Annotated in this window: 26 protein-coding genes; 11 read left to right on the forward strand and 15 right to left on the reverse strand. The window is 56.3% G+C overall.

Annotated elements, in window-relative coordinates:
- The first annotated feature begins 156 nt into the window (after positions 1 to 156).
- Positions 157 to 792, forward strand: a complete 636-nt coding sequence (locus tag BN1190_RS13930) for an RsfA family transcriptional regulator (RefSeq protein ID WP_040287594.1) — start codon at positions 157 to 159, stop codon at positions 790 to 792.
- A gap of 29 nt (positions 793 to 821) precedes the next feature.
- Here BN1190_RS13930 and BN1190_RS13935 read toward each other — a convergent pair whose 3' ends face one another.
- On the reverse strand, positions 822 to 1,664 hold the full coding sequence (locus BN1190_RS13935) for a lipoate--protein ligase family protein (protein ID WP_052461898.1): 843 nt from the start codon (positions 1,662 to 1,664) through the stop codon (positions 822 to 824).
- A 213-nt stretch (positions 1,665 to 1,877) separates the two neighbouring features.
- Here BN1190_RS13935 and hemQ point away from each other — a divergent pair, with 213 nt between their 5' ends.
- The gene (gene hemQ / locus BN1190_RS13940) at positions 1,878 to 2,630 is read left to right on the forward strand and encodes a hydrogen peroxide-dependent heme synthase (RefSeq protein ID WP_040287595.1); all 753 of its coding nucleotides are present in this window, start codon (positions 1,878 to 1,880) and stop codon (positions 2,628 to 2,630) included.
- 325 nt (positions 2,631 to 2,955) lie between these two features.
- Here the strand turns inward: hemQ and BN1190_RS13945 are convergent, their stop codons facing one another.
- Positions 2,956 to 3,909, reverse strand: a complete 954-nt coding sequence (locus BN1190_RS13945; protein ID WP_040287596.1) for a nuclease-related domain-containing protein — start codon at positions 3,907 to 3,909, stop codon at positions 2,956 to 2,958.
- A gap of 477 nt (positions 3,910 to 4,386) precedes the next feature.
- Here BN1190_RS13945 and BN1190_RS13950 point away from each other — a divergent pair, with 477 nt between their 5' ends.
- Positions 4,387 to 4,806 (forward strand): cell wall hydrolase, encoded by a 420-nt coding sequence (locus tag BN1190_RS13950; RefSeq protein WP_040287597.1) that lies wholly within the window; start codon positions 4,387 to 4,389, stop codon positions 4,804 to 4,806.
- A gap of 72 nt (positions 4,807 to 4,878) precedes the next feature.
- Positions 4,879 to 5,235 (forward strand): spore coat protein GerQ, encoded by a 357-nt coding sequence (gerQ, locus tag BN1190_RS13955; protein WP_052461917.1) that lies wholly within the window; start codon positions 4,879 to 4,881, stop codon positions 5,233 to 5,235.
- 49 nt (positions 5,236 to 5,284) lie between these two features.
- Here gerQ and BN1190_RS13960 read toward each other — a convergent pair whose 3' ends face one another.
- From BN1190_RS13960 to BN1190_RS13980, 4 genes are all read right to left on the reverse strand, one after another.
- Positions 5,285 to 5,665, reverse strand: coding sequence for a DUF423 domain-containing protein (locus BN1190_RS13960; RefSeq protein ID WP_040287598.1), 381 nt, complete (start codon positions 5,663 to 5,665; stop codon positions 5,285 to 5,287).
- Positions 5,666 to 5,701: 36 nt separating this feature from the next.
- Positions 5,702 to 5,974, reverse strand: a complete 273-nt coding sequence (locus BN1190_RS13965; RefSeq protein ID WP_040287599.1) for a YwdI family protein — start codon at positions 5,972 to 5,974, stop codon at positions 5,702 to 5,704.
- Between the two features lie 197 nt (positions 5,975 to 6,171).
- Entirely contained in the window at positions 6,172 to 6,849 is a 678-nt protein-coding gene (locus BN1190_RS13975; protein WP_040287601.1) for a uracil-DNA glycosylase, read from the reverse strand.
- Positions 6,850 to 6,854: 5 nt separating this feature from the next.
- Complete coding sequence (locus BN1190_RS13980; protein WP_040287602.1) at positions 6,855 to 7,637, reverse strand: DUF4230 domain-containing protein; 783 nt, start codon at positions 7,635 to 7,637, stop codon at positions 6,855 to 6,857.
- A gap of 118 nt (positions 7,638 to 7,755) precedes the next feature.
- Here BN1190_RS13980 and BN1190_RS13985 point away from each other — a divergent pair, with 118 nt between their 5' ends.
- The 5 genes from BN1190_RS13985 (at position 7,756) to BN1190_RS14005 (ending at position 11,609) form a co-directional block, all read left to right on the forward strand.
- On the forward strand, positions 7,756 to 8,004 hold the full coding sequence (locus BN1190_RS13985) for a hypothetical protein (RefSeq protein WP_040287603.1): 249 nt from the start codon (positions 7,756 to 7,758) through the stop codon (positions 8,002 to 8,004).
- Positions 8,005 to 8,078: 74 nt separating this feature from the next.
- Entirely contained in the window at positions 8,079 to 8,912 is an 834-nt protein-coding gene (gene thiD, locus BN1190_RS13990; RefSeq protein WP_040287604.1) for a bifunctional hydroxymethylpyrimidine kinase/phosphomethylpyrimidine kinase, read from the forward strand.
- Positions 8,913 to 9,038: 126 nt separating this feature from the next.
- On the forward strand, positions 9,039 to 9,389 hold the full coding sequence (locus tag BN1190_RS13995) for a YojF family protein (RefSeq protein WP_040287605.1): 351 nt from the start codon (positions 9,039 to 9,041) through the stop codon (positions 9,387 to 9,389).
- Between the two features lie 25 nt (positions 9,390 to 9,414).
- On the forward strand, positions 9,415 to 10,083 hold the full coding sequence (bshB2, locus tag BN1190_RS14000) for a bacillithiol biosynthesis deacetylase BshB2 (protein ID WP_040287606.1): 669 nt from the start codon (positions 9,415 to 9,417) through the stop codon (positions 10,081 to 10,083).
- Positions 10,084 to 10,253: 170 nt separating this feature from the next.
- Positions 10,254 to 11,609 carry a YjiH family protein gene (locus BN1190_RS14005; protein WP_040287607.1) on the forward strand — a complete coding sequence of 452 codons (1,356 nt, stop codon included), beginning with the start codon at positions 10,254 to 10,256 and terminating at the stop codon, positions 11,607 to 11,609.
- Positions 11,610 to 12,186: 577 nt separating this feature from the next.
- Here BN1190_RS14005 and BN1190_RS14010 read toward each other — a convergent pair.
- Positions 12,187 to 13,131 (reverse strand): L-threonine 3-dehydrogenase, encoded by a 945-nt coding sequence (locus BN1190_RS14010; RefSeq protein WP_040287608.1) that lies wholly within the window; start codon positions 13,129 to 13,131, stop codon positions 12,187 to 12,189.
- 187 nt (positions 13,132 to 13,318) lie between these two features.
- Here BN1190_RS14010 and BN1190_RS14015 point away from each other — a divergent pair, with 187 nt between their 5' ends.
- Entirely contained in the window at positions 13,319 to 13,987 is a 669-nt protein-coding gene (locus BN1190_RS14015) for a hypothetical protein (RefSeq protein WP_040287609.1), read from the forward strand.
- A gap of 11 nt (positions 13,988 to 13,998) precedes the next feature.
- A complete protein-coding gene (locus BN1190_RS15115; protein ID WP_179860799.1) occupies positions 13,999 to 14,169 on the forward strand; it encodes a hypothetical protein in 171 nt (56 codons plus the stop codon).
- Between the two features lie 169 nt (positions 14,170 to 14,338).
- Here the strand turns inward: BN1190_RS15115 and BN1190_RS14020 are convergent, their stop codons facing one another.
- From BN1190_RS14020 to BN1190_RS14055, 8 genes are all read right to left on the reverse strand, one after another.
- Positions 14,339 to 15,529, reverse strand: a complete 1,191-nt coding sequence (locus BN1190_RS14020) for a glycine C-acetyltransferase (RefSeq protein WP_040287610.1) — start codon at positions 15,527 to 15,529, stop codon at positions 14,339 to 14,341.
- A gap of 71 nt (positions 15,530 to 15,600) precedes the next feature.
- Positions 15,601 to 16,674 (reverse strand): hypothetical protein, encoded by a 1,074-nt coding sequence (locus tag BN1190_RS14025; RefSeq protein WP_144036119.1) that lies wholly within the window; start codon positions 16,672 to 16,674, stop codon positions 15,601 to 15,603.
- 87 nt (positions 16,675 to 16,761) lie between these two features.
- Positions 16,762 to 17,394 carry a membrane protein gene (locus tag BN1190_RS14030; protein WP_040287611.1) on the reverse strand — a complete coding sequence of 211 codons (633 nt, stop codon included), beginning with the start codon at positions 17,392 to 17,394 and terminating at the stop codon, positions 16,762 to 16,764.
- A 316-nt stretch (positions 17,395 to 17,710) separates the two neighbouring features.
- Positions 17,711 to 18,184 (reverse strand): Cys-tRNA(Pro) deacylase, encoded by a 474-nt coding sequence (gene ybaK, locus BN1190_RS14035; protein WP_040287612.1) that lies wholly within the window; start codon positions 18,182 to 18,184, stop codon positions 17,711 to 17,713.
- Positions 18,185 to 18,256: 72 nt separating this feature from the next.
- Positions 18,257 to 18,817: a hypothetical protein gene (locus BN1190_RS14040; protein ID WP_040287613.1), complete on the reverse strand. Its 561-nt coding sequence runs from the start codon at positions 18,815 to 18,817 to the stop codon at positions 18,257 to 18,259.
- An 81-nt stretch (positions 18,818 to 18,898) separates the two neighbouring features.
- Positions 18,899 to 21,070 carry a DNA topoisomerase III gene (locus tag BN1190_RS14045; protein ID WP_098060142.1) on the reverse strand — a complete coding sequence of 724 codons (2,172 nt, stop codon included), beginning with the start codon at positions 21,068 to 21,070 and terminating at the stop codon, positions 18,899 to 18,901.
- Positions 21,071 to 21,183: 113 nt separating this feature from the next.
- Positions 21,184 to 21,747, reverse strand: a complete 564-nt coding sequence (locus BN1190_RS14050) for an NADPH-dependent FMN reductase (RefSeq protein ID WP_040287615.1) — start codon at positions 21,745 to 21,747, stop codon at positions 21,184 to 21,186.
- A 68-nt stretch (positions 21,748 to 21,815) separates the two neighbouring features.
- Positions 21,816 to 23,756 (reverse strand): cation:proton antiporter, encoded by a 1,941-nt coding sequence (locus BN1190_RS14055; RefSeq protein ID WP_052461900.1) that lies wholly within the window; start codon positions 23,754 to 23,756, stop codon positions 21,816 to 21,818.
- Between the last annotated feature and the right edge of the window lie 14 nt (positions 23,757 to 23,770).

Below are 23,770 nucleotides of genomic sequence, written 5' to 3' on the forward strand. Positions count from 1 at the left end.
TCCTTCCAGTATACCAAATGACAGGGATTTGGACAGCGCAAATCGGCCCATCCGGAAGAAGTTGAAAGTATTAATCTTTTGTTCTGTATAAACATCGCGCAAGCTGACCATGCTGTCGGTAGAAAGCGAGAACGTTATTACTAGGAGGCATTGGAGATGGTGAAAATCAGACAGGATGCATGGCTTGAAGAAAACGATAAGTTGTTGGCGGACACGGTATTGCGGCATGTACGTGAAGGGAGCACCCAGCTGAGCGCCTTCGAAGAAGTCGGGGATGTCCTGAACCGGACGGCTGCCGCGTGCGGCTTCCGCTGGAATGCGGTCGTACGCCAGGATTACGAAAAGGAGCTCGCACAGGCGAAGAAAGAACGGAAGCAGGCACTCCGCGTGCTCGGCAGCGATTTCAAACGCCGCTCCGTTCCGCTCTACCAGCCACAGGAAACGGGTGACGATCCCCGCGGGGCAGCCGTTCCGCTGTCAGCATTGACGATGGATACCGTGATTGCCTATCTGCTCCGGGTGCAGCACACAGGCGGGGCAAACCAGGATGCGCTGCGCTGGGAACAGACCGCCAAGGCGGCGCAGAAACGCGCGGAAGAGCTTGAAAAGACGATCGAGCTGCTGAAGAAGGAGAACCGGTCGATCCGGGATGATTATGAGCAGTTCGTCGAAATCATGAACCGCGCACGGCGCCTGGTCGCGCTCGACGAAGACAGCGAGCACACTGCCCCGTCCTTCCAGATGGAACCGAACGGCAATCTCGTATCAAAAGAACCGCCTATGACTCACTAATAGGCGGTTCTTTCCTGCCGGCGGACGCATCAGCCGCGGGCGATCATTTTGGCGTTCCGGTCGACGACGCGCTGCAGATAGAACGCATACAGATCCATCTCCTCTTCACGGAAGCCCCCGGTCTGCAGACTGCCGGCAAGCGCTTGAAGGAGCTGCTGGACACGGATATTGACGTCCGCGACGGTGAGCGGCATGCCGAGCAGCTCCGACAGCGACGCCATCGTCTCCGGACGGATACGCGGATAGGCGAACTTCGTCTCCTCCCCTGCGAGACCCTTGTCGTACAAGTCACGGACGAGCGCAGCCCGTCCGCTGCCGCTGCCCTCGACACAGAGATAGACTTGGACGGCGACGCCCTGCCGGAGGCGGCGCTGTGAAATGCCCGCAAACTTCCGGCCGCCGATGCTCAAGTCATAGCTGCCCGGGCAGTAGGAACCGGTGATTTCATAGGCTTCGATCGCCGTCCCAGCTTCCGGGAACAACATCCGGACGAATTCGAGCATGACCTCATAACCGGCGGGGATATCGATCGACCCCGTCTGTTCGGACAGCACGATGGAAATATTGAGGACACCCTGGTCGAGGACGACGGCCAGTCCCCCTGAATTCCGGACGATCGTGCGGTAGCCTGCAGCGTGGATGGCGGGAAGCGCGTCTTCAAGGTGGGGCAGCCGGTGGTCCTGGATGCCGAGCACGATCGTATTGTCGTGCACCCAGGTGCGGACTGCCGGCGGGCTCTGCTGCTGGCCGACGAGATGGCAGAGGGTGTCGTCTGCTGCGAACGATTCGAGGGCGGATCGGGTGCGCGCGGATAGGGATTCATCCATAAAACGCCATATCGGCACGTGCAGATAAGAGTCTGTCAGTTTCATGATAGGCTTAGCTCCTGTTAAGTGATGTCGTTTCTCCAGTTTACACTACTGCAGCCGCCCCATCCACCGGCTGATGGGTGGCGAATTGGTGACATCGAGGGCTGCCGCCCGATACGCTTGCAGTGATATGGTACACTGAAAACAGAACGGCGGCTGTGGGTGCGATCGCCCGCTGATCCGTCCGCATCCCATTTCAAAGGAGTTCGATTTCTCATGATTGAAGCAGCACAAACGCTTGACGGCTGGTATGTTTTGCACGATTTCCGTTCGATGGACTGGACTTCCTGGAAACTCATCTCGAAGGAAGAACGGCAGCATGCTGTCGACGAATTCGTGGCGTTTCTCGACAAGCTGAACAAGGCGGATGAAAACAAGACCGGTGCGCACGCGTTCTATACGATTGTCGGCCAGAAAGCCGACTTCATGCTGATGACGATGCGTCCGACAATGGATGAACTGCAGCAGCTCGAAGCGGAGTTCAACAAGCTGTCGATTGCAGACTTCACCCTTCCTGCGTATTCGTACGTCTCGGTTGTGGAACTGTCGAACTATCTGGCAGGCGGCGACTCGGATGAAGATCCGTATCAGAATCCGTATGTCCGCGGGCGCCTGTACCCGGAACTGCCGCGCAGCCAGTACGTCTGCTTCTACCCGATGGACAAGAAGCGCGAAGGTGACGTCAACTGGTACATGCTCGACATGGATGTCCGGAAAGAGATGATGCGCAGCCACGGTCTCATCGGCCGCAGCTATGCCGGCAAAGTGAAGCAGATCATCTCCGGCTCCGTCGGTTTCGACGACCACGAGTGGGGCGTCACGCTGTTCGCGGATGACGTGCTCCAGTTCAAGAAACTGATCTATGAAATGCGCTTTGACGAAGTGAGCGCCCGCTACAGCGAGTTTGGCGAGTTCTTCGTCGGTACGATTTTGCAGGACGACAAGCGCGCTGATTTCTTCACCGTGTGAATGGACGTATGAGAACCGCCGCGGCCTTTTTGGGGCCGGGCGGTTTTTTTGTGGGTTGAGGGGCTCGCGGCCGGGGCTGGGGGGGTTATGAGCAGTTCTGGATGGTTTATGATCACTTTCTGGGGTTTATGATCACTTTGGGAGATTTATGAGCGGAATCACATGTTTATGATCACTTTGGGAGTTTTATGATCACTTTTGCCGGTTTATGAGCGGAACGGCGCTGTTTATGATCAGTTCAGTTTGCGGCAGCTCCCCCCTTCTGCACTGCTGCCCGAAACAGAAAACGCTTCGCAAGGCGAAGCGCAGCAAGTCAATCTCGGTTTCAGTCGGCGAACATATAGACGGCGGCTTTCCGGGTGCCGGTCTGCCGCAGGAGCGGATGCTGGAGCGCCCGCTTTGCCGTATGGCGGCATGTGACGCCGGTGAACTCACAAAATGCCCGGTTGGTCAGCGCGCCGCCGGCAAGCATGAAAAACTCCTCGATCGCCTGGACATACGGCGTCCGCGCAGTCTCCCCGCACTGCAGGCACTTCCACTTCTTCCCTGCCCTTATCATAATCCTGTCAGATGAACAGTCACCGCACAGAAGTCCGGCCTTCAAGTCACCCGGCGCAATGCCATACCGTTCCGTCAGCGGGAACGGGCTGTACGGGCAGTCACACGTGATCAGTTCATCCGCCAGCAGCCGGATCTCCCCCTCGGACAGCCGTTCCTGCTCCACTCGCAGATTCCGGAACCAGGAAGGCGCTTCGTAATTCGGGACGATCGGTATTGTCGGTTCCTCTTCGAATACGAGCTCATTGTGGTGCGCAAACGTGATCAGCCCTGTGACAGGGACATCAATGCCCCGGTCGCGGAGCCAGCCGGTCAGAAAGTGGATTTTCCGATCAAGTTCGGCCGCCGGACTGCGGAACACGGTGCGGGTGCCGCCGGGCGTCTCTTTCAAGAACTGCAGCGGGTTCGCTTTGACAACAATCCGGTCTGCCACGTTTTTCACTTCCGTGACGACGATACGGTCGGGTGCGATGAAAACGGAATCGAGCTGGAACCGGACCCCGTCATGCCGCAGACTGAGATCATGCAGGATGGCGTGGGCATACTCTGTCCTCACTTCCTGCATGCAGCGGTCATACTCCTGCTCCCCTCCATAGCCGGCGCGCTGTTTGTAGAGCTCTTCCTGGATGAACCGGTATTTTTCATGTGCTATTGGCAGCCGTCTCGCCAATGCCTGTAACCCTTTCAATTGTTCAGGTGCCGTTCGCTGTTTCATGAGCATCGCTGACATCCCCCTTGTTTTCATCGAGTGTATCCTGTTTCCCCGCAAAAGGGAATGGCTTTTGCGAAAGCCGCATTTTGACCCCTTTTCAACGGCCAAACTTGAAGTTTGGCGATGAAAACAGGGCAAAATGGAGTTGTGCGGAGCTGGATTTTTCTGTAATTCCAACTTATATTCACATGTTCTTTTTTTGACACACCGGTGTTTGTGAAGTTATGAGCGGTTTAGTGCAGTTTATGATCGCTTTCCGGAGTTTATGATCACTTTGCCAGGTTTATGATCGGAACCGCAGATTTATGATCACTTTCTCAATTTTATGAGCGGAATCGCGAGTTTATAATCACTTTGCCAGGTTTATGAGCATTCCCCGGCTTTATGTGGGTCCTCCTGCCGCAGGGCGCTCCCTGAATATCCAGCGGGGACAAATGGAATACTTGTGCGCTAGATACAATAGGATAGATGTGAGGGGGTGATCGCATGGCGGTGATCAAAGCGACGAATAAGCATATCGATCTGCTCGCACGCCTGATGCGTGCGGAGGCGGAGGGCGAGGGCAATCTCGGGATGCTGATGGTCGGGAATGTCGGCGTGAACCGGGTGCGGTCGGGCTGCCTCGACTTCAATGACATCCGCAACCTGGAGGACATGGTGTTCCAGCGGCCGGGCGGATTCGAGGCGACGACGAAAGGCTACTTCTACCAGCGGGCCCGTGAGCAGGACCGCAAACTCGCGCGGCGGGCGGTGAATGGCGAACGTTTCCACCCGGCAGAGCGGTCGCTCTGGTTCTTCATGCCGGCCGGGGATTGTCCGTCACAATGGTACGGCCAGTACAACACCGGGCGCTACAAGTCACACTGCTTCTTCTCGCCGACGGAGCAGGACTGCCCGAACATCTAATTTTGAAAGGATGACAGTTTGGTTCAGTATCAGGGAACACCTACTTATCCGCAGGGCCAGTACGGCTATCCTATGCACAATCAGCAGGGGCAGTACGGGTATCCTTCACAAGGCCAGCCGCAGACAGTGCCGCCGGCCGTCACCATTCCGAGCGGGCGGCCGCCTGCAGGACCGTTCCGCGAAGAATCGTACATCGAGAACATTCTGCGGCTCAACCGCGGGAAAGTCGGCACGTTCCATTTTTCATTCGAGAATGCCATGGAAGCGGGCACAAACGTCAAGGCCGTCACCGGTATGGTGGAAGCGGCCGGCCGTGACCACGTCATCCTGAGCGAACAGCGCACCGGCAAGCGGTTCCTGTTCCCGATGATCTACTTCGACTACGCGGAGTTCAATGAAGAGCTCAATTACTTCCCGCAGCGCCCATGAAAAAACACCGGACCCCTTTGCAGTGAAGGGAGTTCCGGTGTTTTTGCAATCAGTGGCTGAACTTCACAGCGGCGATGATCAGCATGATCCACCCGGCGATGAACGCCATACCGCCGATCGGCGTGATGGCACCGAGGATACCGATTCCCGACAGGCTCAAAATGTACAGACTGCCGGAAAAGATGATGATTCCGACGAGCAGAAGCCAGCCGGCCCATGTCAGCGATGCCGACGGGCCGAACAGTGACGGGCTCATCAGGATGCCGACCGCAAGCAAAGCGATGGCATGAAACATCTGATAGTGGACCGCCTTCTCCCAGACGTCCAGATAGTGGGCAGACAGCCTGTCCGCAAGCGCATGGGCGCCAAATGCGCCAAGGGCGACGGAAATCGCTCCATTGACCGCCCCTGCGATGATGAAAAATGGCATATGCAGTTCCTACTTTCCTCTATATGATGAATTCAATCAAAAATCGAACAGCGACCCGCCGTTGGCATCGTCTTCTTCAAGCACCCGGCCTTCGAGCGGCTGGCTCACCGGCATGGATGAAGCGGCCGGCATGGCAGCAGGCGAGGAGGGCTCAACCTGCCTCCCGCTTGCCCGCTCCCTGTCCAGGATGAGGCCGCATAGCGATTCCATGACCGCCACCGACTCCCGGATTGCGGCTTCATCCCCCGATGTCCTGGCTTTTGTCAGCTGTGTCTGCAGTTCGTCCAGCACACGGTTCACTGAGATCATCGTCCCCCGCTCCCTTTCTTCGGTTCGAATTTCATGCATTCCAACCCTGACGACCGCAGAACGACCGCAGACGGCAGCTCGCGCGATTTGAATCCGTACGCCTTACAGCCCCGCGGATGTCTCGGCTCCCAGGTGACATAGAAGTTGCGGCATTCAAAACAATTGACGGCCATGACGGCAGCGCCCTCCTTTACGATTCAGCTGTCGGTCCTGCACCAGTCGATCGGCAGCTCGCCCCATTTCCCAAGCTGCTCGTTCGTCCTGGAAAACGGCTTGGATCCGAAAAACCCCCGGCTTGCGCTTAGCGGGCTCGGATGCACTGATTCAATCGTAACATGCTTTGTCAAATCGATGAGCCGCTTCTTCTCCTGGGCAGGCCTTCCCCAGAGGATGAAGACAATCGGTTCTTCGCGGCCGGACAGCTTGCGGATGACTGCATCGGTGAACTGCTCCCAGCCATGCTTGCGGTGGGAATGGGCCTTCCCTTCCCGCACGGTGAGGACCGTGTTCAGCAGCAGCACCCCCTGCGCCGTCCAGCCTGTCAGCGAGCCGGATTCAGGCTTGGCACAGCCGATATCCGACTCGAGCTCCTTGAAGATGTTGCGGAGGCTCGGCGGCGTCCGGACACCATGCTGGACGGAGAAACTGAGTCCGTGCGCCTGCCCGGCACCATGGTACGGATCTTGGCCGAGAATGACGACTTTCACGTTTTCATAGGGGGTCTGCCGGAATGCGTTCCAGATGTCGTGCATGTCCGGGAAAACTGCGCCTGCTGCATACTCGGTCTTCAGGAAGCCGCGCAGCTCCTGATAGAACGGCGCGCTGAATACATCGTCCAGGACGTCATCCCATCCGTTGTTGAATTCCGGTTTCATAGCGATCACTCCTTGAATGAAATCGTGACATCATAGCCGGCGAATGAAAACATTTCACGCAGGGTCTGCTCGGCGTTCTGCCCGGCCGTAGTGAGCACGCCCTGCCCCGCACTCTCCTCCCGGATCATTTTCTTCGCTTCCTCGGCAAGGTCGTATGCTTCTTCAATATCCGCTTTCTGGCGGAACACCCCTTCGTAGGAGTACACTTCCACTTGGTCGAAGAAGATTTCCGCGCCTCCGAGGAATTCAGGTTTCGGCAGTGTCAGCTCTGCAGTCTTCGCTTCTTCATTTATCGTAATATCCTTCTGTCCGACTGCGGAGAAATCGACGCCCGCTTTGATGGCGCCCGGGATGACGACGAGCAGCTGCCGTTTCGTACCGGGCAGGTCGAGCCCGATACTCTGGCCGAACAGTTCGTTGTCCTGCCGCTCGATGATCACCTTCGTAAAGGATTCCGCTGTCGCCAGCTCGTTCAGGTCCTGGATCTGCTCCAGGAACGATGTCTTCTGTTCGGTCGCCGTGCTTCCCTGCTTCAGCATGTAGAATGCGATGAATGGCAGGGAGACGACGAGCAGGAGGACGAGCAGCCCGATCAGCAGGAATGATTTCCGCCACAGGGAAAAGAACACGCCGAGCAGCTGCCAGACATTTCTGCGGTCTTTCCTCGGCCGCCCCATCGTCTCCTCGACGGTGACGGCATGCTCTTCATCGGACGCTTTCAATTCCTTCAGCAGCCGTTCGACTTCTTTCAGTTTCCGTTCGTCATCCGTCGGCGGTTTTTGTGCCATGATCGTCCTCCTCTGCATGATGCTGTCTTTGTTCCATCTATAACCGTTTCCTGTGTTCCTATAACGTGCGGCTTCCGTTTTGTCCTGCATGGTATACTGTCACCAGGGAGGGGATCGTATGGCAAACGTGCCGATACGTGAGAAGGTGAAACGCATCATGTCTTCTGCCGCTGATGGCAGCCAGTATTCCGAAACGTCGAAACGGGCCGGCCTGTATATCCTCTATGCGCTGTTCGGAGCGGCCGTCCTGCTCCTATTTGCGCTTGCTGCCGGACTTGTCCAGACAGGGCATTATATAGGAAGTACAGTGTTATTGCTTGCCGGAGCCGCCATTGGCTACATACTCGTGCAGCTCATCCGTGCGTAGTCCTCACAATTTGTAATTGCAATTTCACTTCAGTACACTAGATTATACCTTATTCGTAAAGGAGTCCTCTACAAATGACTTTGAAGAAAACGTTAACGATTGCCGGCTCGGATACGTCCGGGGGCGCAGGCATCCAGGCAGACCTCAAGACATTCCAGGAACTCGGCACATACGGCATGACCGCATTGACCGTCATCGTCACGATGGATCCGGACAACCACTGGAGCCATGACGTCCATTCCCTGCCGATCGATGTCGTCAAAGCGCAGATCAAGACCGCGCTTTCCACTGGGATCGACGCAGTGAAGACAGGCATGCTGAGCACGGAGGAAGTCATCCAGACCGCTGGCGAGGCGATCAGCGAGTCCGGTGCAGAACACGTCGTCATCGATCCGGTCATGGTGTGCAAAGGGGAAGACGAAGTGCTGAACCCCGGCACGGTCGATGCAATGATCGAATACTTGCTGCCGCGTGCAGAAATTGTCACGCCGAATCTGTTCGAAGCCGGGCAGCTCGCAGGCATGAAGACGCCGGCTACGGTCGAGCAGATGAAAACTGTGGCCGAGAAGATCCATTCCCTAGGTGCGAAGAACGTCGTCATCAAAGGCGGGAAGCAGCTGCAGCACGACAAAGCGGCGGACCTGTTCTACGACGGATCGACACACCTGCTGCTCGAGTCCGAGAAGACGGACACCCATTACAACCATGGGGCGGGCTGCACGTTCGCAGCGGCCATCACAGCGAACCTTGCAAATGGCTCGGACATGAAGAGCGCAGTCATCGACGCCAAGGCGTTCGTTGCAGCCGCTATCGCAAACGGCTGGAAGTTGAACGACTATGTCGGACCTGTCATGCATGGCGCAAAAAGTCGATTCGGCGGACCAGAGATTACAACAACTGAAGTATGACAGACCACAGGCACTGGAGGACCGTATCCAGTGCTTTTCCCATGCCGGAACCGCAAAACTGCAATTCGTTTCGCAACCCGATATACTTATCTATAGTGTACAAAGTCAGCCGGAGGAGGAACAACCATGGAACCAGTAAAACAAGAAGAGCTGCAGAAGCTCATCGATTCCTTTGCAGGCAAAGATGTCTACATCCATCTGGAAACGACGAACGGCGCCTACGCGGCCCACTTCCAGGAAGGATTCTTCAACGCAGGGGCATTCATCCGCAATATTGTCGTCAATTACGAACTCGGGAAAGTCGCAGGGCAGTCCCCGCACCGTATCGGCCTGAAACTGCCGTCGGGCTGGATCTACGCCCAGGGCATCACCCATTACGAGCTCGACGAATACGGCCGCCTGCTCATGGCAGGACTCGGGCCGGACGGCAAACTGGCCGTTGCGCTCCAGATCAGTGAAACACCGTTCACGTATTAATGAAGATGAAGGAGGAACTTGAACAATGGAACAAGAAAGACATGTACTCGTCGTTTTCCCGCATCCCGATGATGAAGCATTCGGCGTGTCGGGCACGATCGCGACCTATATTGAAATGGGCGTCCCTGTGACATACGCCTGCCTGACACTCGGCGAAATGGGCCGCAACCTCGGCAACCCGCCGTTCGCAACACGCGAAACGCTGCCCGGCATCCGCAAGAAGGAACTGCAGGCCTCTGCTGACGCGATGGGGCTCACCGATCTCCGGATGATGGGCTTGCGTGACAAAACGGTTGAATTCGAAGACGATGAAAAGATGGTGAAGATGATCCAGGGGCTGATCGACGATACGAACCCGTCACTCGTCATCACGTTCTACCCAGGGCTGTCGGTACATCCTGACCACGAAGCGACTGCGCGCGCGGTCGTAGAAACGATCCGCCGCATGGACGCCGCCGACCGGCCGAAAGCGTATACGATCGCCTTCGACAATGACACGGTCAACCAGATCGGCCAGCCGGATATCCATCATGATGTATCCGGGGTCAATGAGAAAAAACTCGGCGCCATGAACGCCCACGCCTCGCAGACAGTCTGGATGATGGAAGATATGCAAAAACGTCTGGACGAGCAGGATCCGGATGCGCTAAAATGGTTGAATACAGAACATTTCTACACATATGATTTTTCGTAAGGTAAACGCTTCCACTTAGAAAGCTGCCGGAATTGCCCGTTTACCGGGCATCTCTCCGGGTATACATACAGAGCTTTGGACGAAATTTGTTGTTTACTTTTCGATGTTCATTCACTAATATGAATAAATATACATAGTATGCAAGACTACTTAATAAGGAGCCTTCATGTATGAAAAAAGCGTCCCTCTCGACTTGGTTATTGTTCTTACTCCCCTCTTTAGCGGGAGTCCTGCTGTTCATGGTGCCGATGAAATTCGGCGGAGAATGGCTCGTGCCGGTTGCTGTATTGGCGGACTGGCTCTCCGGTCTCGTGGAACCGATCATGCCGTTTGCGGCGATGGTTCTTATCATCATCTCAGCGGTCGGTTCAGTGATTTACCTCTTCATCCCATTCAAGGATAAGGAGAATCCGACGTTCCCTGAAAAACTCTTCAAGATGACAATTTTCTGGACACTGACCCGCGTGGTCGGGGCAGTCTTCGCTGTCATGGTGACGTTCAAGCTCGGACCGGAGGCCGTCTGGAGCGAAAATACAGGCGGCATGCTGTTATCACCGGACGGCCTGGTGTCGTTCCTGTATACAATCTTCCTGTTCGCCGGTCTGTTCCTGCCCTTGCTGCTGAATTTCGGTCTGCTCGATTTTTTCGGAACAATGATGATGAAAATCATGCGTCCGCTGTTCAAGCTTCCCGGCCGTTCATCGATTGATGCGCTGACATCCTGGGTGGGCGACGGGACGATCGGTGTGCTGCTGACAAGCCAGCAATATGAGGAAGGCCATTACACCAAGCGGGAAGCTGCCGTCATTGCGACGACGTTTTCGATCGTTTCGATCACCTTCTCGCTGGTCATCATCCGCGAAGTCAATTTGGAACAATACTTTGTGCCTTTTTACGCGACGGTTGCATTGGTCGGCGTTGTGCTCGGCCTGATCATGCCCCGGATCTATCCGCTTTCCCGGAAACCTGACGAACATATAGACGGTTCTCCGCAGGACGACTCGGAAAAAAAGATTCCTGAGGGGTACAATGTGGTAACCCACGGTCTGAAAAGTGCGCTTGAGACAGCCGATAAGAACCGTTCCCTTGGCAAAATGGCCGGCGATGGTTTCCGCAACGTCCTCGATATGTGGCTCGGTGTCGCGCCGATCGTCATGGCGTTCGGTACGATCGCGACGATGCTCGCAGAGTACACGAGCCTCTTCACGATTCTCGGGAAACCGTTCGTACCGCTGCTGAACGTGCTCGGCATTCCGGAGGCAGCGGAAGCGGGCTCCCTGATGATTGTCGGGATTACCGACATGTTCCTGCCGGCTTTGCTTGCGAACGGTCTGCTTACGGAGCCGATCACGCTCTTTACAGTGGCCACCATTTCCGTCGTGCAGCTCATTTACTTATCTGAAGTCGGCGGACTGATCTTAGGGACGAAAATCCCAGTCAATCTGTGGGATCTCATCGTCATCTTCCTGATTCGTACACTGATCGCGCTGCCGATTGTGGCAGGCGTCGCCCACTTGATTTTTTAATGAAACCCCCCTCTTTCCGCTTCTGCGGAAGAGGGGTTTTTTGTGTGATGATATGCGGCGGATGGGTTTAATTGGGGAAAATGCAGTGCGTGGGTGCGGCAATTGTGAAGTTATGAGCACTTTGGAGTGGGTTATGAGCGGAAATCTGGGTTTATGATCACTTCCGAGGGTTTATGAGCAGACACTGGGTTTTATGATCACTTTGGCGAGTTTATGAGCGGAACGGCCGGGTTTATGATCACTTTGCTTTCACCAGCGCCCCCTTGCCCCGACGGCACTACGAAAAGGGCGGAGCCGCAGGCGGAGCTGACAAGCCAATCTTTGATTTGTCTGTTTTCTGCGCGGCTCAGCGATTTGCAGACGTTATTGATTTGCCGCGGACCCGGCAATTGTGAAGTTATGAGCACTTTGGAGTGGGTTATGAGCGGAAATCTGGGTTTATGATCACTTCCGCGGGTTTATGAGCGAAAACCGGGATTTATGATCACTTTCACGGGTTTATGAGCGGAATGGCGATGTTTATGATCACTTTCCCTGTTTTATGAGCAAAACGCCCCGCGCGGCGGGGCGTTCATCATCAGGCGTTCACTTTTTTACGGATCTTCTCGAGCATGTCCGCGACCATCGTGTCCATGTCGTAGGTTGCTGCAAAGCCCCATTCGGCTTCCGCCGCAGAGCAGTCGAGGGAATTCGGCCAGCTGTCGGCGATCGACTGGCGGACCGGGTCGACGTCATACGCCAATTCGAATGACGGGATGTGCTTTCGGATGGCTGTGGCCAGCTCTTCCGGATCGAAACTCATCGCCGTCACGTTGAACGCATTCCGGTGGATGAGGTTCGAGGCGTCCGTCTCCATCAGGTCGACGATCGCCTGCAGGGCATCCGGCATGTACATCATATCCATGTACGTGCCTTCTGCGATGAAGGACGTATACTTCCCGTCCTCGACCGCTTTGTAGAAGATATCCACTGCGTAGTCGGTCGTGCCGCCGCCGGGCTGTGCGACATACGAAATGAGGCCCGGGAACCGGACGCCGCGCGTATCGACGCCGAACTTCTCAAAGTAATAGTCACAGAGCAGTTCACCGGAGACTTTGTTGACGCCGTACATCGTCGTCGGCCGCTGGAATGTGTCCTGCGGCGTATTGTCTTTCGGCGTCGATGGGCCGAATGAGCCGATCGAACTCGGCGTGAAGAACTGCAGATCGAGTGCGCGCGCCGTTTCAAGCGCATTCACCAGGCCGCCCATATTGAGGTTCCATGCAAGCAGCGGGTTCTCCTCCGCCTTCGCAGACAGCAGTGCTGCCATGTGCATCAGTGTGTCGGCGCCGAATTCTTTCGCGAGTTCCGTCATCTTCACACCGTCAGTCACGTCAAGAATCGCAAACGGTCCGTCCATCTCCGTCTGAGGCTCCCGGATATCAGTTGCCAGCACATTTTCCGTTCCATATTCGTTACGCAGTTTGACGATCAGTTCCGAGCCGATCTGACCGAGTGCTCCGGTCACCATGATTTTTTTCATCTGTCTGCCTCCTATGACTGTTTGTATTTATGGAGAGGACACATTTTATCAATAAAATAAAAGATCCTTTGTTTCTCGATGAAATCGATTATAAACTGTTCTGCTCATAAAAACAATATTTCATACAGTGATGCAGGTAATTATCTGAAAACTATGCTACAATAAAAGCAATTGGAGGGTGTGTCTCTTGAAGAATAATCCATTTATCGTGCGGGGCATTGCCCGCTGGCTGATGCTGTTCGCGGGCGGTGTGCTGCTGACAGTCGTCCTGCTGTTCGCGGACATCCCGTTCTGGGCGGTGTTCGCCATCATCATGATGCTCTTATTGCTGGTCACCATGGGCTGGCCCCTGTACATCATCTACCTGTCCAGGAACGTGAAGAAAATTGATGCGTTCCTAGCGAAGAACCGGTCGAATGCCATCTTCGGCTACGCCTATGCAGTCGGTCATGAACCGGCGGATCGAGTGATCGGCGCGCTGGAAACCATTTTGCAGACGTTCAAGCAGCCGAAACTGCAGGCGGTGTACGCTGCCAATCTCGCGGTCTGGCAGCGGGATGCCGAAGCGCTGCATCGTCTCGCCATCCACCTGCCGTCTGCGGATTACGTCAATTACTACACGGCCTGTGCTGTCCTGATGGAAGGAAATACGGAACGCGCCGAAACAATCCGCCAATCCATCCGGAAGGCCTGGATGTCGCACGCCCTTCAAGCCGGGATTGCCGGGCAGGCCGGTGACCGGACCGCTTACCGCAGGGAAGCGGAACTGGCGGCAGCCCATTCTCGCGGTGTCCAGCATTACATTATCGTTTCTCTGTTTGAACGGGAAGACAGCCTTTTCCCGATACCTTCATAGGAGGGATAGCAATGGAGTACACCGAAGACACAGCCGTTGAACTGAAAGACGGGCGCAGGGGGGTCATCCTCCTCGTGCGCGCGGACGAGCCGACCCGGTATGACATCGAGCTGACGGACGGTGAGATCACGACCGTCTTCCACGATGAGATTGCGGCCAAAGACGATTTTCCGGTCAAATGAAAACAGCCTGGACAGAATTTCTTGTCCAGGCTGTTTTTCACGGGTTTGAGCGGTCCCTTCTGTAATCAGTATAGCTGCATATCAGCTGACGGCTGCATAATGAGCAGGACTGCCTCCTTTGGAAAAGGCTGTTTCCGTTCCCGGGAAAGGGATCGGAAACAGCCTTCTTTTATTGGATGACGCCGAGCTCTTTGCCGACTTTTTCATAGATAGCAAGCGCATCATCGAGCATCGCTTTCGTATGGGCAGCGGTCGGCATGTTGCGCACGCGGCCGGTGCCTTTCGGGACGGTCGGGAAGACGATCGATTTTGCGTAGACGCCTTCTTCCGCCAGCCGTTTGGAGAACTGCTGGGTCAGCTTCTCTTCGCCGATGATGCACGGCGTGATCGGTGTTTCGGAATTGCCGATATCGAAGCCGAGCTTCTTCAGGCCGTCTTTCAAGTAGTTGCCGTTCTCCCACAGCTTGTCGTGCAGTTCGGTGGATGCGCTGATCTTATCGAGCGCCCCCATGATCGCTGCCACGTCGCCCGGCGGTACAGCCGTCGAGAACAGGAACGGACGGGAGCGGACTTTCAGCCAGTCGATCAGCTTCTGTGTGCCGGCCACATAACCGCCGACAACACCGACTGCCTTCGAGAGCGTTCCCATCTGCATGTCGATCTCCTTTTCAAGGCCGAAGTGCTTGACGGTCCCCTTCCCTTTTCCGGTGACGCCTGAACCGTGTGCATCGTCAACGTAGGTGATGAGGTCGAATTCCTTTGCAACTTCGACCGCACCCGGCAGGTTCGCGATGTCGCCGTCCATCGAGAAGACGCCGTCCGTGATGTACATCACTTTGCCGTACTGGCCCGATTCCGTCGCTTCCTTCGCTTTCGCGCGCAAGTCATCCATATCCTGGTGTTTCACCCGGATGATCTTCGCACCGGAGAGGCGGCAGCCGTCGATGATGGACGCGTGGTTCAGTTCATCGGACAGGATCGCGTCGTTTTTGTTCATGACCGCGGAGATGGCCGCCATGTTGCAATTGAAGCCGGACTGGAACGAAATCGCCGCTTCGGTGCCTTTGAACTCGGCGAGTTTCTTCTCGAGTTCGATATGAATGTCGAGCGTTCCGTTGATGGTGCGGACGGCACCTGCACCGACCCCGTATTTCTTGACCGCTTCGATGTTGAGCTGTTTCAGGTCTTCATCTGTCGCAAGACCGAGATAGTTGTTGGAGGACAGATTGATGAGTTCTTTGCCTTTGATTTTGATGATCGGGCCGTTCGGGCCTTCGACAGGTTCAATTTCGTTATACAGTCCCTGGTCTTTCAGTTCCTGCAGGTTTTCGTCTAGAAATTGGTTGAGTATGTGTGACAAACTGATCTCCCTTTCGACACGTGATGCTTTAAGTGTAGCATAATCGGACCGGTTCCCGGTACCGTTGCGTGTCAGACCGGCAGCAGGGTGAGCAGTGTCTTCGATTTTTCCGAGAATGCCTGCTGATCGAGCGCGCTGTCCATTGCGGCATCGATTCTGCCTGTCAATCCGGCATATCGGTGCATCGCTTCCGCCGCTTCGCCTATCGCAGCCTTGTAGCGGAGACGGATGGCATCGATTTTCCGTTCGGCCAGTTCGTCTTTCGCGCAAAGGCCTGCAAGGTTCAGGATTTCATCGCCTTCCCGCTCGATGTCGTAGACGTGCGGTTCCGTAGCATCGATCAGACAGACTGACAGCTCCGGGAATTGGATGACGTCAATGCTTCCGGCGTCCAATCCGCACCAGCCGTATTCGGTATCGATGCCCCGTTTCTCCGCTTCCGCAGCGAGCGCTTTCATCATCGTCGACTTCCCCGTGCCCGGGAGTGATTTGATGAGGATCCGCCGTTTCGCCGTCTTCGTGATGGAGGGGATGAAGTCATGCGCACCTGATGCGGACAGCGAGCCGATGATACGGTGGGTGACAACGGCTTCCTTGTTCAGCCGCAAGGTCCCCAACAGGTCCGCTGCAAGTTTCGCGGTGATGGCCGTATGCTCGGCCCAGTCCATCCGTGCGATGTTGACCGCCTCCCATTCGTCGTGGATGGCCTTCGCTTCCGAGAGGGACTGCAGCGCTTTTCCTAATACCGCTTCCGCTTCCTCCGTATGCTGGACGATCGACGGATTGACCGCCCGCAGTTTGTCTTCATCATAGACATCATAGAAGCTGACAACACGGTGCCGGCCGCCGAGGTCTGCCGGTTCCAGAGAGACCGGCGCGGAGGCGGAGATGTAGAGGATGCCGGCGTCCTTGACGTAGATGCCGTCGGTCTTCTCCAGATGCAGCGGGCTGCGGAACCGCTCAATTTCGCAGCCCCGGCTAGCGTAGAGTGCTGCCAGTTCGTTGAGCAGGCCGGACAGGGCGAATGCCGGCGGTGTTTTGATGAATACCGTGACCGCCGCCTGCCGGATGAGATGATCATACTTATGGATGATGCCGTCTCCTGTATAGGCTGTTCCCATAGATTCCGTGATGCTTCCTGTCATCATGACCACCCTTTCTGAACACGTCTCTTACAAGATATGAGGAAGGGGACGAAAAAAGCACAGCCGCTGGGGGCTGTGCCGGGAGACTCATAGAAGGGCTTCGATATTGGGCTCGCCCGCCGCGCGCAGCAGCAGCCGCTGGCACTGGGGCATGGCGATATGGACGACCTGCCCGATCAGCAGGGCGATGAGAACCGTGCCGATGCCGACGGGTCCGCCGAGCGCCCAGCCGAGCAGCGCGACGATCACTTCGATCGAGGTCCGGACGACTTTTACGCTTATATTGAATTTATGGACGATGAGCAGCATGAGGCTGTCCCGCGGGCCTGCTCCCATATTCGGCGAAACATAGAGCCCGATGCCGTACGACATGATCACGACCCCGGCGATGAACATGCCGATGGCGCCCGGGATGGTGTGAATGTCAGGCAGCAGCCAGTTGAACAGGTCGATGAACGACCCGAGCAGCAGCATGTTGAGCCATGTGCCGTATTTCGGCCATTTCCTCTGGAAGGCGGCCGTCGTCAGGACGATGGCGAGCCCCGTGATGATGCTCCAGGAACCGATTGTCAGGCCGACCTTCTGGTACAGGCCGACATGCAGGACGTCCCACGGTCCGATGCCAATGAGCTGCCCTTTGATGGTCATCGCGATTCCGAGCGCCAAGATCATCTGTCCCACTATGAAAAAAATCCATCTCCATTTCCGTAATGTCATCATATGCATTCTTCTTTCTGAAGCCGTCGCTGGATGGACGGCGAAATGTCACTGTCCATTGTAGCATATGCCTGAGATCGTGGTTTGGCGCGATGGAAGGGTTTTTGTCTGCCGGGTTTTTATGAGGCGGGATGCCGAAGGTGTGAAGTTATGAGCGGTTTCGGCTTGTTTATGAGCACTTTCCTGGGTTTATGATCACTTTCCGTGATTTGTGAGCGAAATACAGTTTTTATGATCACTTTCACGAGTTTATGAGCGGTTCGACGCTGTTTATGATCACTTTGCTCTCAGCGAGGCTCCCCGTTCCCGCACAGCCACTTTATTTACACAACTCCACAAAGGGCGCTCCTGTCGCCCGGGCGTAGTCTTCCGGCTTGAGTTTCATCTGGAAGCCAGGTTTACCCGCACTTGCGTAAATGGCAGGTTTGGCTGCCGCCGATTCGTCGAGGAAGACGGGTAGCTGCTTTTTCATGCCGATGGCGGAACAGCCGCCGCGCACGTAGCCGGTGACAGCGGTGAGCTGCTTCAGCGGAAGCATCTCGATCTTCTTCTCCCCTGCTGCCCGTGCCGCCTTCTTCAGATCGAGTTCACGGATGACGGGGATGACGAAAACATAATACCGGTCCGTGCCGGCTGTTGCAACGAGCGTTTTAAAGACGTCCGCTTCGTCTCCCCCATCCGCCGCTGCATTGGCGTCCTCTGACAGGTCACGTTCCAGCAGCTCATGCGGGATGCCCTCGGCTTCGAGTATGCGGATGGCATTCGTTTTGATGTGCTTGTTCTTTTTCGCCATAATGCATCTCCCCTTTCTACGTCATTTAAAAAACCCGCCACTGGATGGGCGGGTTCGAAGGCTGTGCGTCATTCAGGCTGTCAGGAAGAAGGCGGGTGCCGCGACTTCATAGCCGCGCGCACGTGCCTCCGTCTGTACAGCATAGGCGGATGCTGCCTGTTCGTAAAGTTCGCGCATCACATCGGTTACGGATTGCTCTGCCGATACCGTGCCTTCCGATCGTTCTTCGAGAGCCGCCTCGGCAAGCTGAGCGGACCGGAGACGGTCTTCGAGTGCGAGCTGCGCTTCGGCTTCCATAATTTTAGCGGACGCAGCCGCAGCGAGCTGATGGTCCACTTCGGCGGGATCCGATGCGGACAGCGCTTCGCGGCGGACATTCCGCCAGCTGTCGATCGTCTCTTCCAGCGTTTCACCGAGCGGCAGGGCCACCTGCTTGAGCTGGCCGGCTCCGAGTTTACGGAACGGCTCCGCTGCCGGCAGTTCCTGGGCCGCCTGCAGATTGCGGGCCGCCTCTTCGCGTCTGGCCGCGTTGCCGCGCACATAGGCGTCATCCCGGCTGTAGGCCGCTTCGGCTTTCAGTCTGCCGGCTCGCACTTGCTGGGACACTGCCGGGCTCATCGATATGGAAACCATCCTGCTCACCTCCGTCCAAAACTTGTGTATTCAGTATACAGCAAGGCTTTTTGAGGTTCATGAGGCCAAGGAAACTTTTTCTTACTTGTCAAATAGTTTCTTCAGCGCATCCGCCATTGCTGTGTTTTCCGGTTCTTCGTGCTCCTGCTTCTTAAGATACTTCTGGACGTCGCGCTTATCGGCCTTTTTGCCTGAACTTTGGGCCCGCCGTTTTTCGAACGCCGCCAGCTTTTCCCTGTAGCCGCATTTGCAGACGAAGATCTTGCCGTCGCCGTGCCCGCGCAGTTCTAATTTCTTCTTGCAGTTCGGGCAGCGGGCATTCGTCAATGTGGAGACGGTCTGGCGATGACCGCATTCACGGTCCTGGCAGACGAGCATCTTGCCGCGTTTGCCGTTCACTTCAAGCATCGGTTTTCCGCAGTCCGGACACAGTTTGCCGGTGACGTTATCGTGCTTGAACTTCTTGTCATCGGCTTTGATGTCCCGGATCGTTTTCTTCGAGAAGTCGATCATGCCTTGGATGAACTGGTCTTTCTTCAGTTTGCCGGCGGCGATCTTGGACAGGTCATTCTCCCATTCCGCCGTCAGTGCGGGCGATTTCAAGTCTTCAGGGACCAGTTCAAGCAGCTGCCGGCCCTTGGATGTAGTGTAAATGTCATTCCCTCTTTTTTCGATGACAAACATACCGAACAGCCGCTCGATGACGTCCGCCCGCGTCGCCACGGTTCCAAGTCCGCCGGTTTCACCAATTGTCTTGATGAGTTCTTTCGATTCCCCTGCCATGAACTGCGCTGGGTTCTCCATCGCAGCGAGCAGTGTCCCTTCATTGAACCGTGCGGGCGGCTTCGTTTTGCCTTCCGTGCGGTTGAACGCGCGGATCTGCAGGGTCTCGCCTTTCTTCAGTGCAGGCAGAGCATCGGTGTCCGCTTCTTCTTCATCGGATGAATAGACGGCTTTCCAGCCTTCATCGGTGATCGTCCGGCCTTTCAATGTGAACGTCTCGCCGCCCGCGGTCAGTTCTGCTGTCAGCTGCTCATACCGGAACGGCGGGTAGAAGACAGCGAGGAACCGCTTGACGATCAGGTCGTAGAGCCGGTTCTCCTTATCGGAGAGCGCATGCAGCGACGGACTTTCCTCTGTCGGGATGATCGCATGGTGATCGGACACTTTACTGTCGTTGATGACGCCTTTCTGCGGCTTGAGTGCACCTTTGCGCAGCAGTGCGTTCACCGCTTTCCGGTATGGCCCGATTTCGACCGCTTTCACACGGTCTTTCAATGTGTTTTCCATATCGCCCGTCAAGTGTTTCGAGTCCGTCCGCGGGTACGTCACCGCTTTGTGGCGCTCATACAGGTTCTGCAAGGTCGACAGTGTTTCCTTCGCGGACCATGACCAGCGGCGGTGCGCTTCTTTCTGTAGCTCGGTCAGGTCGAACAGCGGCGGTGCCGGCTGCGATTTCGGCGCCGCGTTGACATCTGTGATCCTGCCTTCCGTAACCGAGTCGAGCTTATTGAGTTTCTCGTTCATGACCGCTTCGTCGAAGGCCTGCGTCTGCCCCTTGGCGTCACGCCACGTGAAGCGCCCTGCTTCGGTCAGCGCCTGCATGCCCCAATACGGCTTCGGCTGGAACTGCTGGATCTGCTTTTCGCGTTCAGCAATCATCGCGAGGGTTGGTGTCTGCACGCGGCCTGTCGACAATTGGGCATTGTGCTTCACGGTCAGCGCCCGGGTTGCGTTAATGCCGACGACCCAGTCGGCTTCTGCCCGTGCAGCCGCCGCCTCGTACAGGTTGTCATACGCTTTGCCGTCTTTCAGATGGGCGAAACCGTCTTTGATGGCCTTATCCGTGACGGATGAAATCCAGAGCCGTTTGATCGGCTTACGGTTTTTCGCGAGTTCGAGGATCCAGCGGGCCACGAGTTCCCCTTCACGTCCGGCATCGGTCGCGATAATGACTTCTTTCACGTCGTCGCGGCGAAGCAGCGCTTTCACAGCGTTATATTGTTTGGTTGTCTGTTTGATGGGTGTCAGCTTGAAGGGCTCCGGAATGATCGGCAGGTGCTCCATCTTCCACTCTTTGTATTCATTGCCATAGCCTTCGGGATCCGCATGTGTCACGAGGTGGCCGAGCGCCCATGTGACGATGTACTTGTCCCCTTCCAGAGAGCCGTTCCCTTTTTTATGACAGCCGAGCACACGTGCGATATCACGCGCGACGGATGGTTTTTCTGCGAGTACTACTGATTTTGACATGGTCAGTCCCCTTTCACTTAAGTCCATTATACGGAATCGGCGCTAGCTTTTCAGTGTTCATCCGTTAAAAAAGCCCGCCCTCCGGAATTCCGGTGCGGGACGGGCGGTTGTTCTTATTGTTCGTCAATCATACCGGTTGTCAGCTCTTTGCCCATCTCCGTATATTTCACGAAGACCCGGGCGAGCTCCTTCAGCCGGTCATGCACGTTGTCATCGATGATCTTGCCGGTTTCATCAAAGTGATCTCGGTGCGTGTAGACGTAGTTCGGTGTCACGAGGCACCGGAAGTAGTCGAGGATCGGTTTCATCTGGTTCTCGACGACGAGGTGGTGCTGGTACGTGCCGCCGTTCGCGACGATCGATACCGGTTTGTAGCGCATCGTGCGCGGCGGCAGCATATCGAACGCATTTTTCAGCACACCGGGGATCGAGCCCTGGAAGACCGGCGTTGCAATGACGTATCCATCCGCTTCCTCGAACTTGCGGATGAGCTGTTTCATATCGTCGTTATAGTCGTCAGCGGGGCGCCCGTCGACGAATTGGTGATCGTAATCTGCGAAACTGAGCCGCTCCATGTCGAACCCGCAGCCCGTTTCCTTAATGTATTCCTCGACAGTATCGAGCACAATGCCCGTTTTGCTGCCGATAATGGTCCCGTCCACAAACAAAACTTTCACAATGACCGTACCTCCTAGCGATTTTCTCACTCTTCATGGTATCAGAAAGAATGGGAATTGACTTGCAATCAGCTTGACGGCCCTGGCTGGATCGGCGGCGGGGCATCGCCGGGCAATGCCGGCTTCCCTTTGCCCGCCTCTTCGGTGAACCGCTTTTCCACTTGGACCTGGTCGGCGCCGTCTTCCCCTTTTTCGACGGCCACCCGCTCTTTCGCCCGCTCGATCTGCTTCACAGGGTGCGACAGGGCGACGACCGTATCCCCCGCAGACGCCTGCAGCTCCTCGTCCGGTGTGTAGAACTCGACACTGCCGTCTTCCCGCAGGATATACAGCAGGACGGACCGGTCGTCCCGCTCCCGTAAGTACTGTGTATAGCTGTACTGTTTGGAGAGGACCGTCTTCCGGAAGACATGCCCGAGGTTCATCCGTTCCTCCAGGTCGTAGATCGACAGGCCCGGTGTGAATAAAGTCCTTCCGCCCGTGACGTTGAAGGAGTCGACCCCTTTGCCAACATGGAAGGCCGTCTGATACAGGTGCTCGCGCCCGAAATCGTGCAGGAAGTCGGCACAGATATGGGCGTTGTAGGTGTCCGCTTTCGTCATGGCGAGCATATACCGGTACGGTGTCATGTCGAGATTGTACTCGGTCTGTTCGGACAGGATGTCGCCGACGCGGCTCGGCAGTCCGAGCTTGCGGGCATGGGACAGACCCGCCCAGGAGTTGTCGATCATCAGCACGGCATTGCCGGTCTCTTCGATGGACCTCGCCAGTTCGGCACCGAACTTCGTACCGCCGACAATGAGGACGCCTGATTCGTCTGTCGTCGTCAAGTTCAGGCGGCGGGCGAACGGTCCGATCGTGAACCCGTGCAGGACGACTGTCGACAGGACGAGCGCAAAGGTGAGCGCCGTCAGCAGATCCGCGTCTTTGTAGCCGTTTTCCAGCAGAATCGATGCGAAGTAGCCGGACACGGTCAGGGCCACGATTCCCCGCGGGGCGATCCAGCCGATCAGGTTACGCTCCCGGTAGGAGAGATCGGTGCCGATTGTGGAGATCCAGATGGACAGCGGCCGGACGATGAACAGCATCGCCAGCACGTAGAAGATGATATGCCAGTCCGCAATCTCGATGAGGACGTGCGGATCGAGCGACGCCGTCAGCATGACAAAAATTCCGGAAATGAGCAGGACGGAAATGTTTTCCTTGAACTGGCGGATATCATGGATGGATGTCAGGTGCATGTTCGCCATGACGATCCCCATGGCCGTGACGGCTAGCAGTCCGGTTTCGTGCATGATTTCATCCGATACGACAAATGCAAACAGCACGACTGCGAACAGGACGGGGGCTTTCAGGAATTCCGGGACGGCCCCTTTCTCGAACGCTGCGCCGAGGACACGGGCGGATGCCCAGCCGATGAAGACCGCGAACAGCGAGGCGGCCGCAAACAGGCCGAGCGCGCCGAGCGTCACCTGGGCGTTGATGAATTTGATGAACTCGAAGGCGAAGACGGCGAGCAGTGCACCGAACGGGTCCACGATGATGCCTTCCCATTTCAGGAGTGCCGCCGGCCGCGGTTTCAGTTTCGCCTGCCGCAGCATCGGCAGGATGACGGTCGGTCCCGTGACGATGAACAGCCCGCCGATTACGAAGGCGACCGCCCAGGACAGGCCGGCGACATAGTGTGCCGCGAGCGACCCCGCAATCCAGGCGATGAACGCGCCGGCCGTGACGATGCGTGTGAGCGGCCGGCTGAATCCTTTGATCTCCCGGAAGTCGAGGTTCAGGCTCCCTTCGAACAGGATGATCGCTACGGCAAACGAGATGATCGGGCTGAACAGGTCCCCCATCGATTCTTTCGGGTTGATGAAGCCGAAGACCGGCCCCACGACCAGCCCGGCCAGCGCCATGACGACGATGGCAGGCAGCCGGAAGCGCCAGGCGACCCACTGGGACAGGATGCCGATCAGCACGACAAGCATGAGATCCGCAGCTAGTGATCCAAACATTCGGTTTTTGACAC

This window comes from Sporosarcina koreensis, assembly GCF_000826145.2.
GTDB lineage: Bacteria > Bacillota > Bacilli > Bacillales_A > Planococcaceae > Sporosarcina > Sporosarcina trichiuri.

Coding starts and splice junctions, on each gene's coding strand:
- BN1190_RS14030 (WP_040287611.1), bottom strand. CDS start 17,394: ATGATGACATTACGGAAATGGAGATGGATTTTTTTCATAGTGGGACAG.
- BN1190_RS14040 (WP_040287613.1), bottom strand. CDS start 18,817: ATGGTTTCCATATCGATGAGCCCGGCAGTGTCCCAGCAAGTGCGAGCC.
- BN1190_RS13965 (WP_040287599.1), bottom strand. CDS start 5,974: ATGATCTCAGTGAACCGTGTGCTGGACGAACTGCAGACACAGCTGACA.
- BN1190_RS14055 (WP_052461900.1), bottom strand. CDS start 23,756: ATGTTTGGATCACTAGCTGCGGATCTCATGCTTGTCGTGCTGATCGGC.
- hemQ (WP_040287595.1), top strand. CDS start 1,878: ATGATTGAAGCAGCACAAACGCTTGACGGCTGGTATGTTTTGCACGAT.
- gerQ (WP_052461917.1), top strand. CDS start 4,879: ATGCACAATCAGCAGGGGCAGTACGGGTATCCTTCACAAGGCCAGCCG.
- BN1190_RS13950 (WP_040287597.1), top strand. CDS start 4,387: ATGGCGGTGATCAAAGCGACGAATAAGCATATCGATCTGCTCGCACGC.
- BN1190_RS14025 (WP_144036119.1), bottom strand. CDS start 16,674: ATGACAGGAAGCATCACGGAATCTATGGGAACAGCCTATACAGGAGAC.
- BN1190_RS13945 (WP_040287596.1), bottom strand. CDS start 3,909: ATGCTCATGAAACAGCGAACGGCACCTGAACAATTGAAAGGGTTACAG.
- bshB2 (WP_040287606.1), top strand. CDS start 9,415: ATGGAACAAGAAAGACATGTACTCGTCGTTTTCCCGCATCCCGATGAT.
- BN1190_RS13995 (WP_040287605.1), top strand. CDS start 9,039: ATGGAACCAGTAAAACAAGAAGAGCTGCAGAAGCTCATCGATTCCTTT.
- thiD (WP_040287604.1), top strand. CDS start 8,079: ATGACTTTGAAGAAAACGTTAACGATTGCCGGCTCGGATACGTCCGGG.
- BN1190_RS13930 (WP_040287594.1), top strand. CDS start 157: ATGGTGAAAATCAGACAGGATGCATGGCTTGAAGAAAACGATAAGTTG.
- BN1190_RS13960 (WP_040287598.1), bottom strand. CDS start 5,665: ATGCCATTTTTCATCATCGCAGGGGCGGTCAATGGAGCGATTTCCGTC.
- BN1190_RS15115 (WP_179860799.1), top strand. CDS start 13,999: ATGGAGTACACCGAAGACACAGCCGTTGAACTGAAAGACGGGCGCAGG.
- BN1190_RS13985 (WP_040287603.1), top strand. CDS start 7,756: ATGGCAAACGTGCCGATACGTGAGAAGGTGAAACGCATCATGTCTTCT.
- BN1190_RS14045 (WP_098060142.1), bottom strand. CDS start 21,070: ATGTCAAAATCAGTAGTACTCGCAGAAAAACCATCCGTCGCGCGTGAT.
- BN1190_RS13935 (WP_052461898.1), bottom strand. CDS start 1,664: ATGAAACTGACAGACTCTTATCTGCACGTGCCGATATGGCGTTTTATG.
- BN1190_RS14010 (WP_040287608.1), bottom strand. CDS start 13,131: ATGAAAAAAATCATGGTGACCGGAGCACTCGGTCAGATCGGCTCGGAA.
- BN1190_RS13980 (WP_040287602.1), bottom strand. CDS start 7,637: ATGGCACAAAAACCGCCGACGGATGACGAACGGAAACTGAAAGAAGTC.
- BN1190_RS13975 (WP_040287601.1), bottom strand. CDS start 6,849: ATGAAACCGGAATTCAACAACGGATGGGATGACGTCCTGGACGATGTA.
- ybaK (WP_040287612.1), bottom strand. CDS start 18,184: ATGGCGAAAAAGAACAAGCACATCAAAACGAATGCCATCCGCATACTC.
- BN1190_RS14005 (WP_040287607.1), top strand. CDS start 10,254: ATGAAAAAAGCGTCCCTCTCGACTTGGTTATTGTTCTTACTCCCCTCT.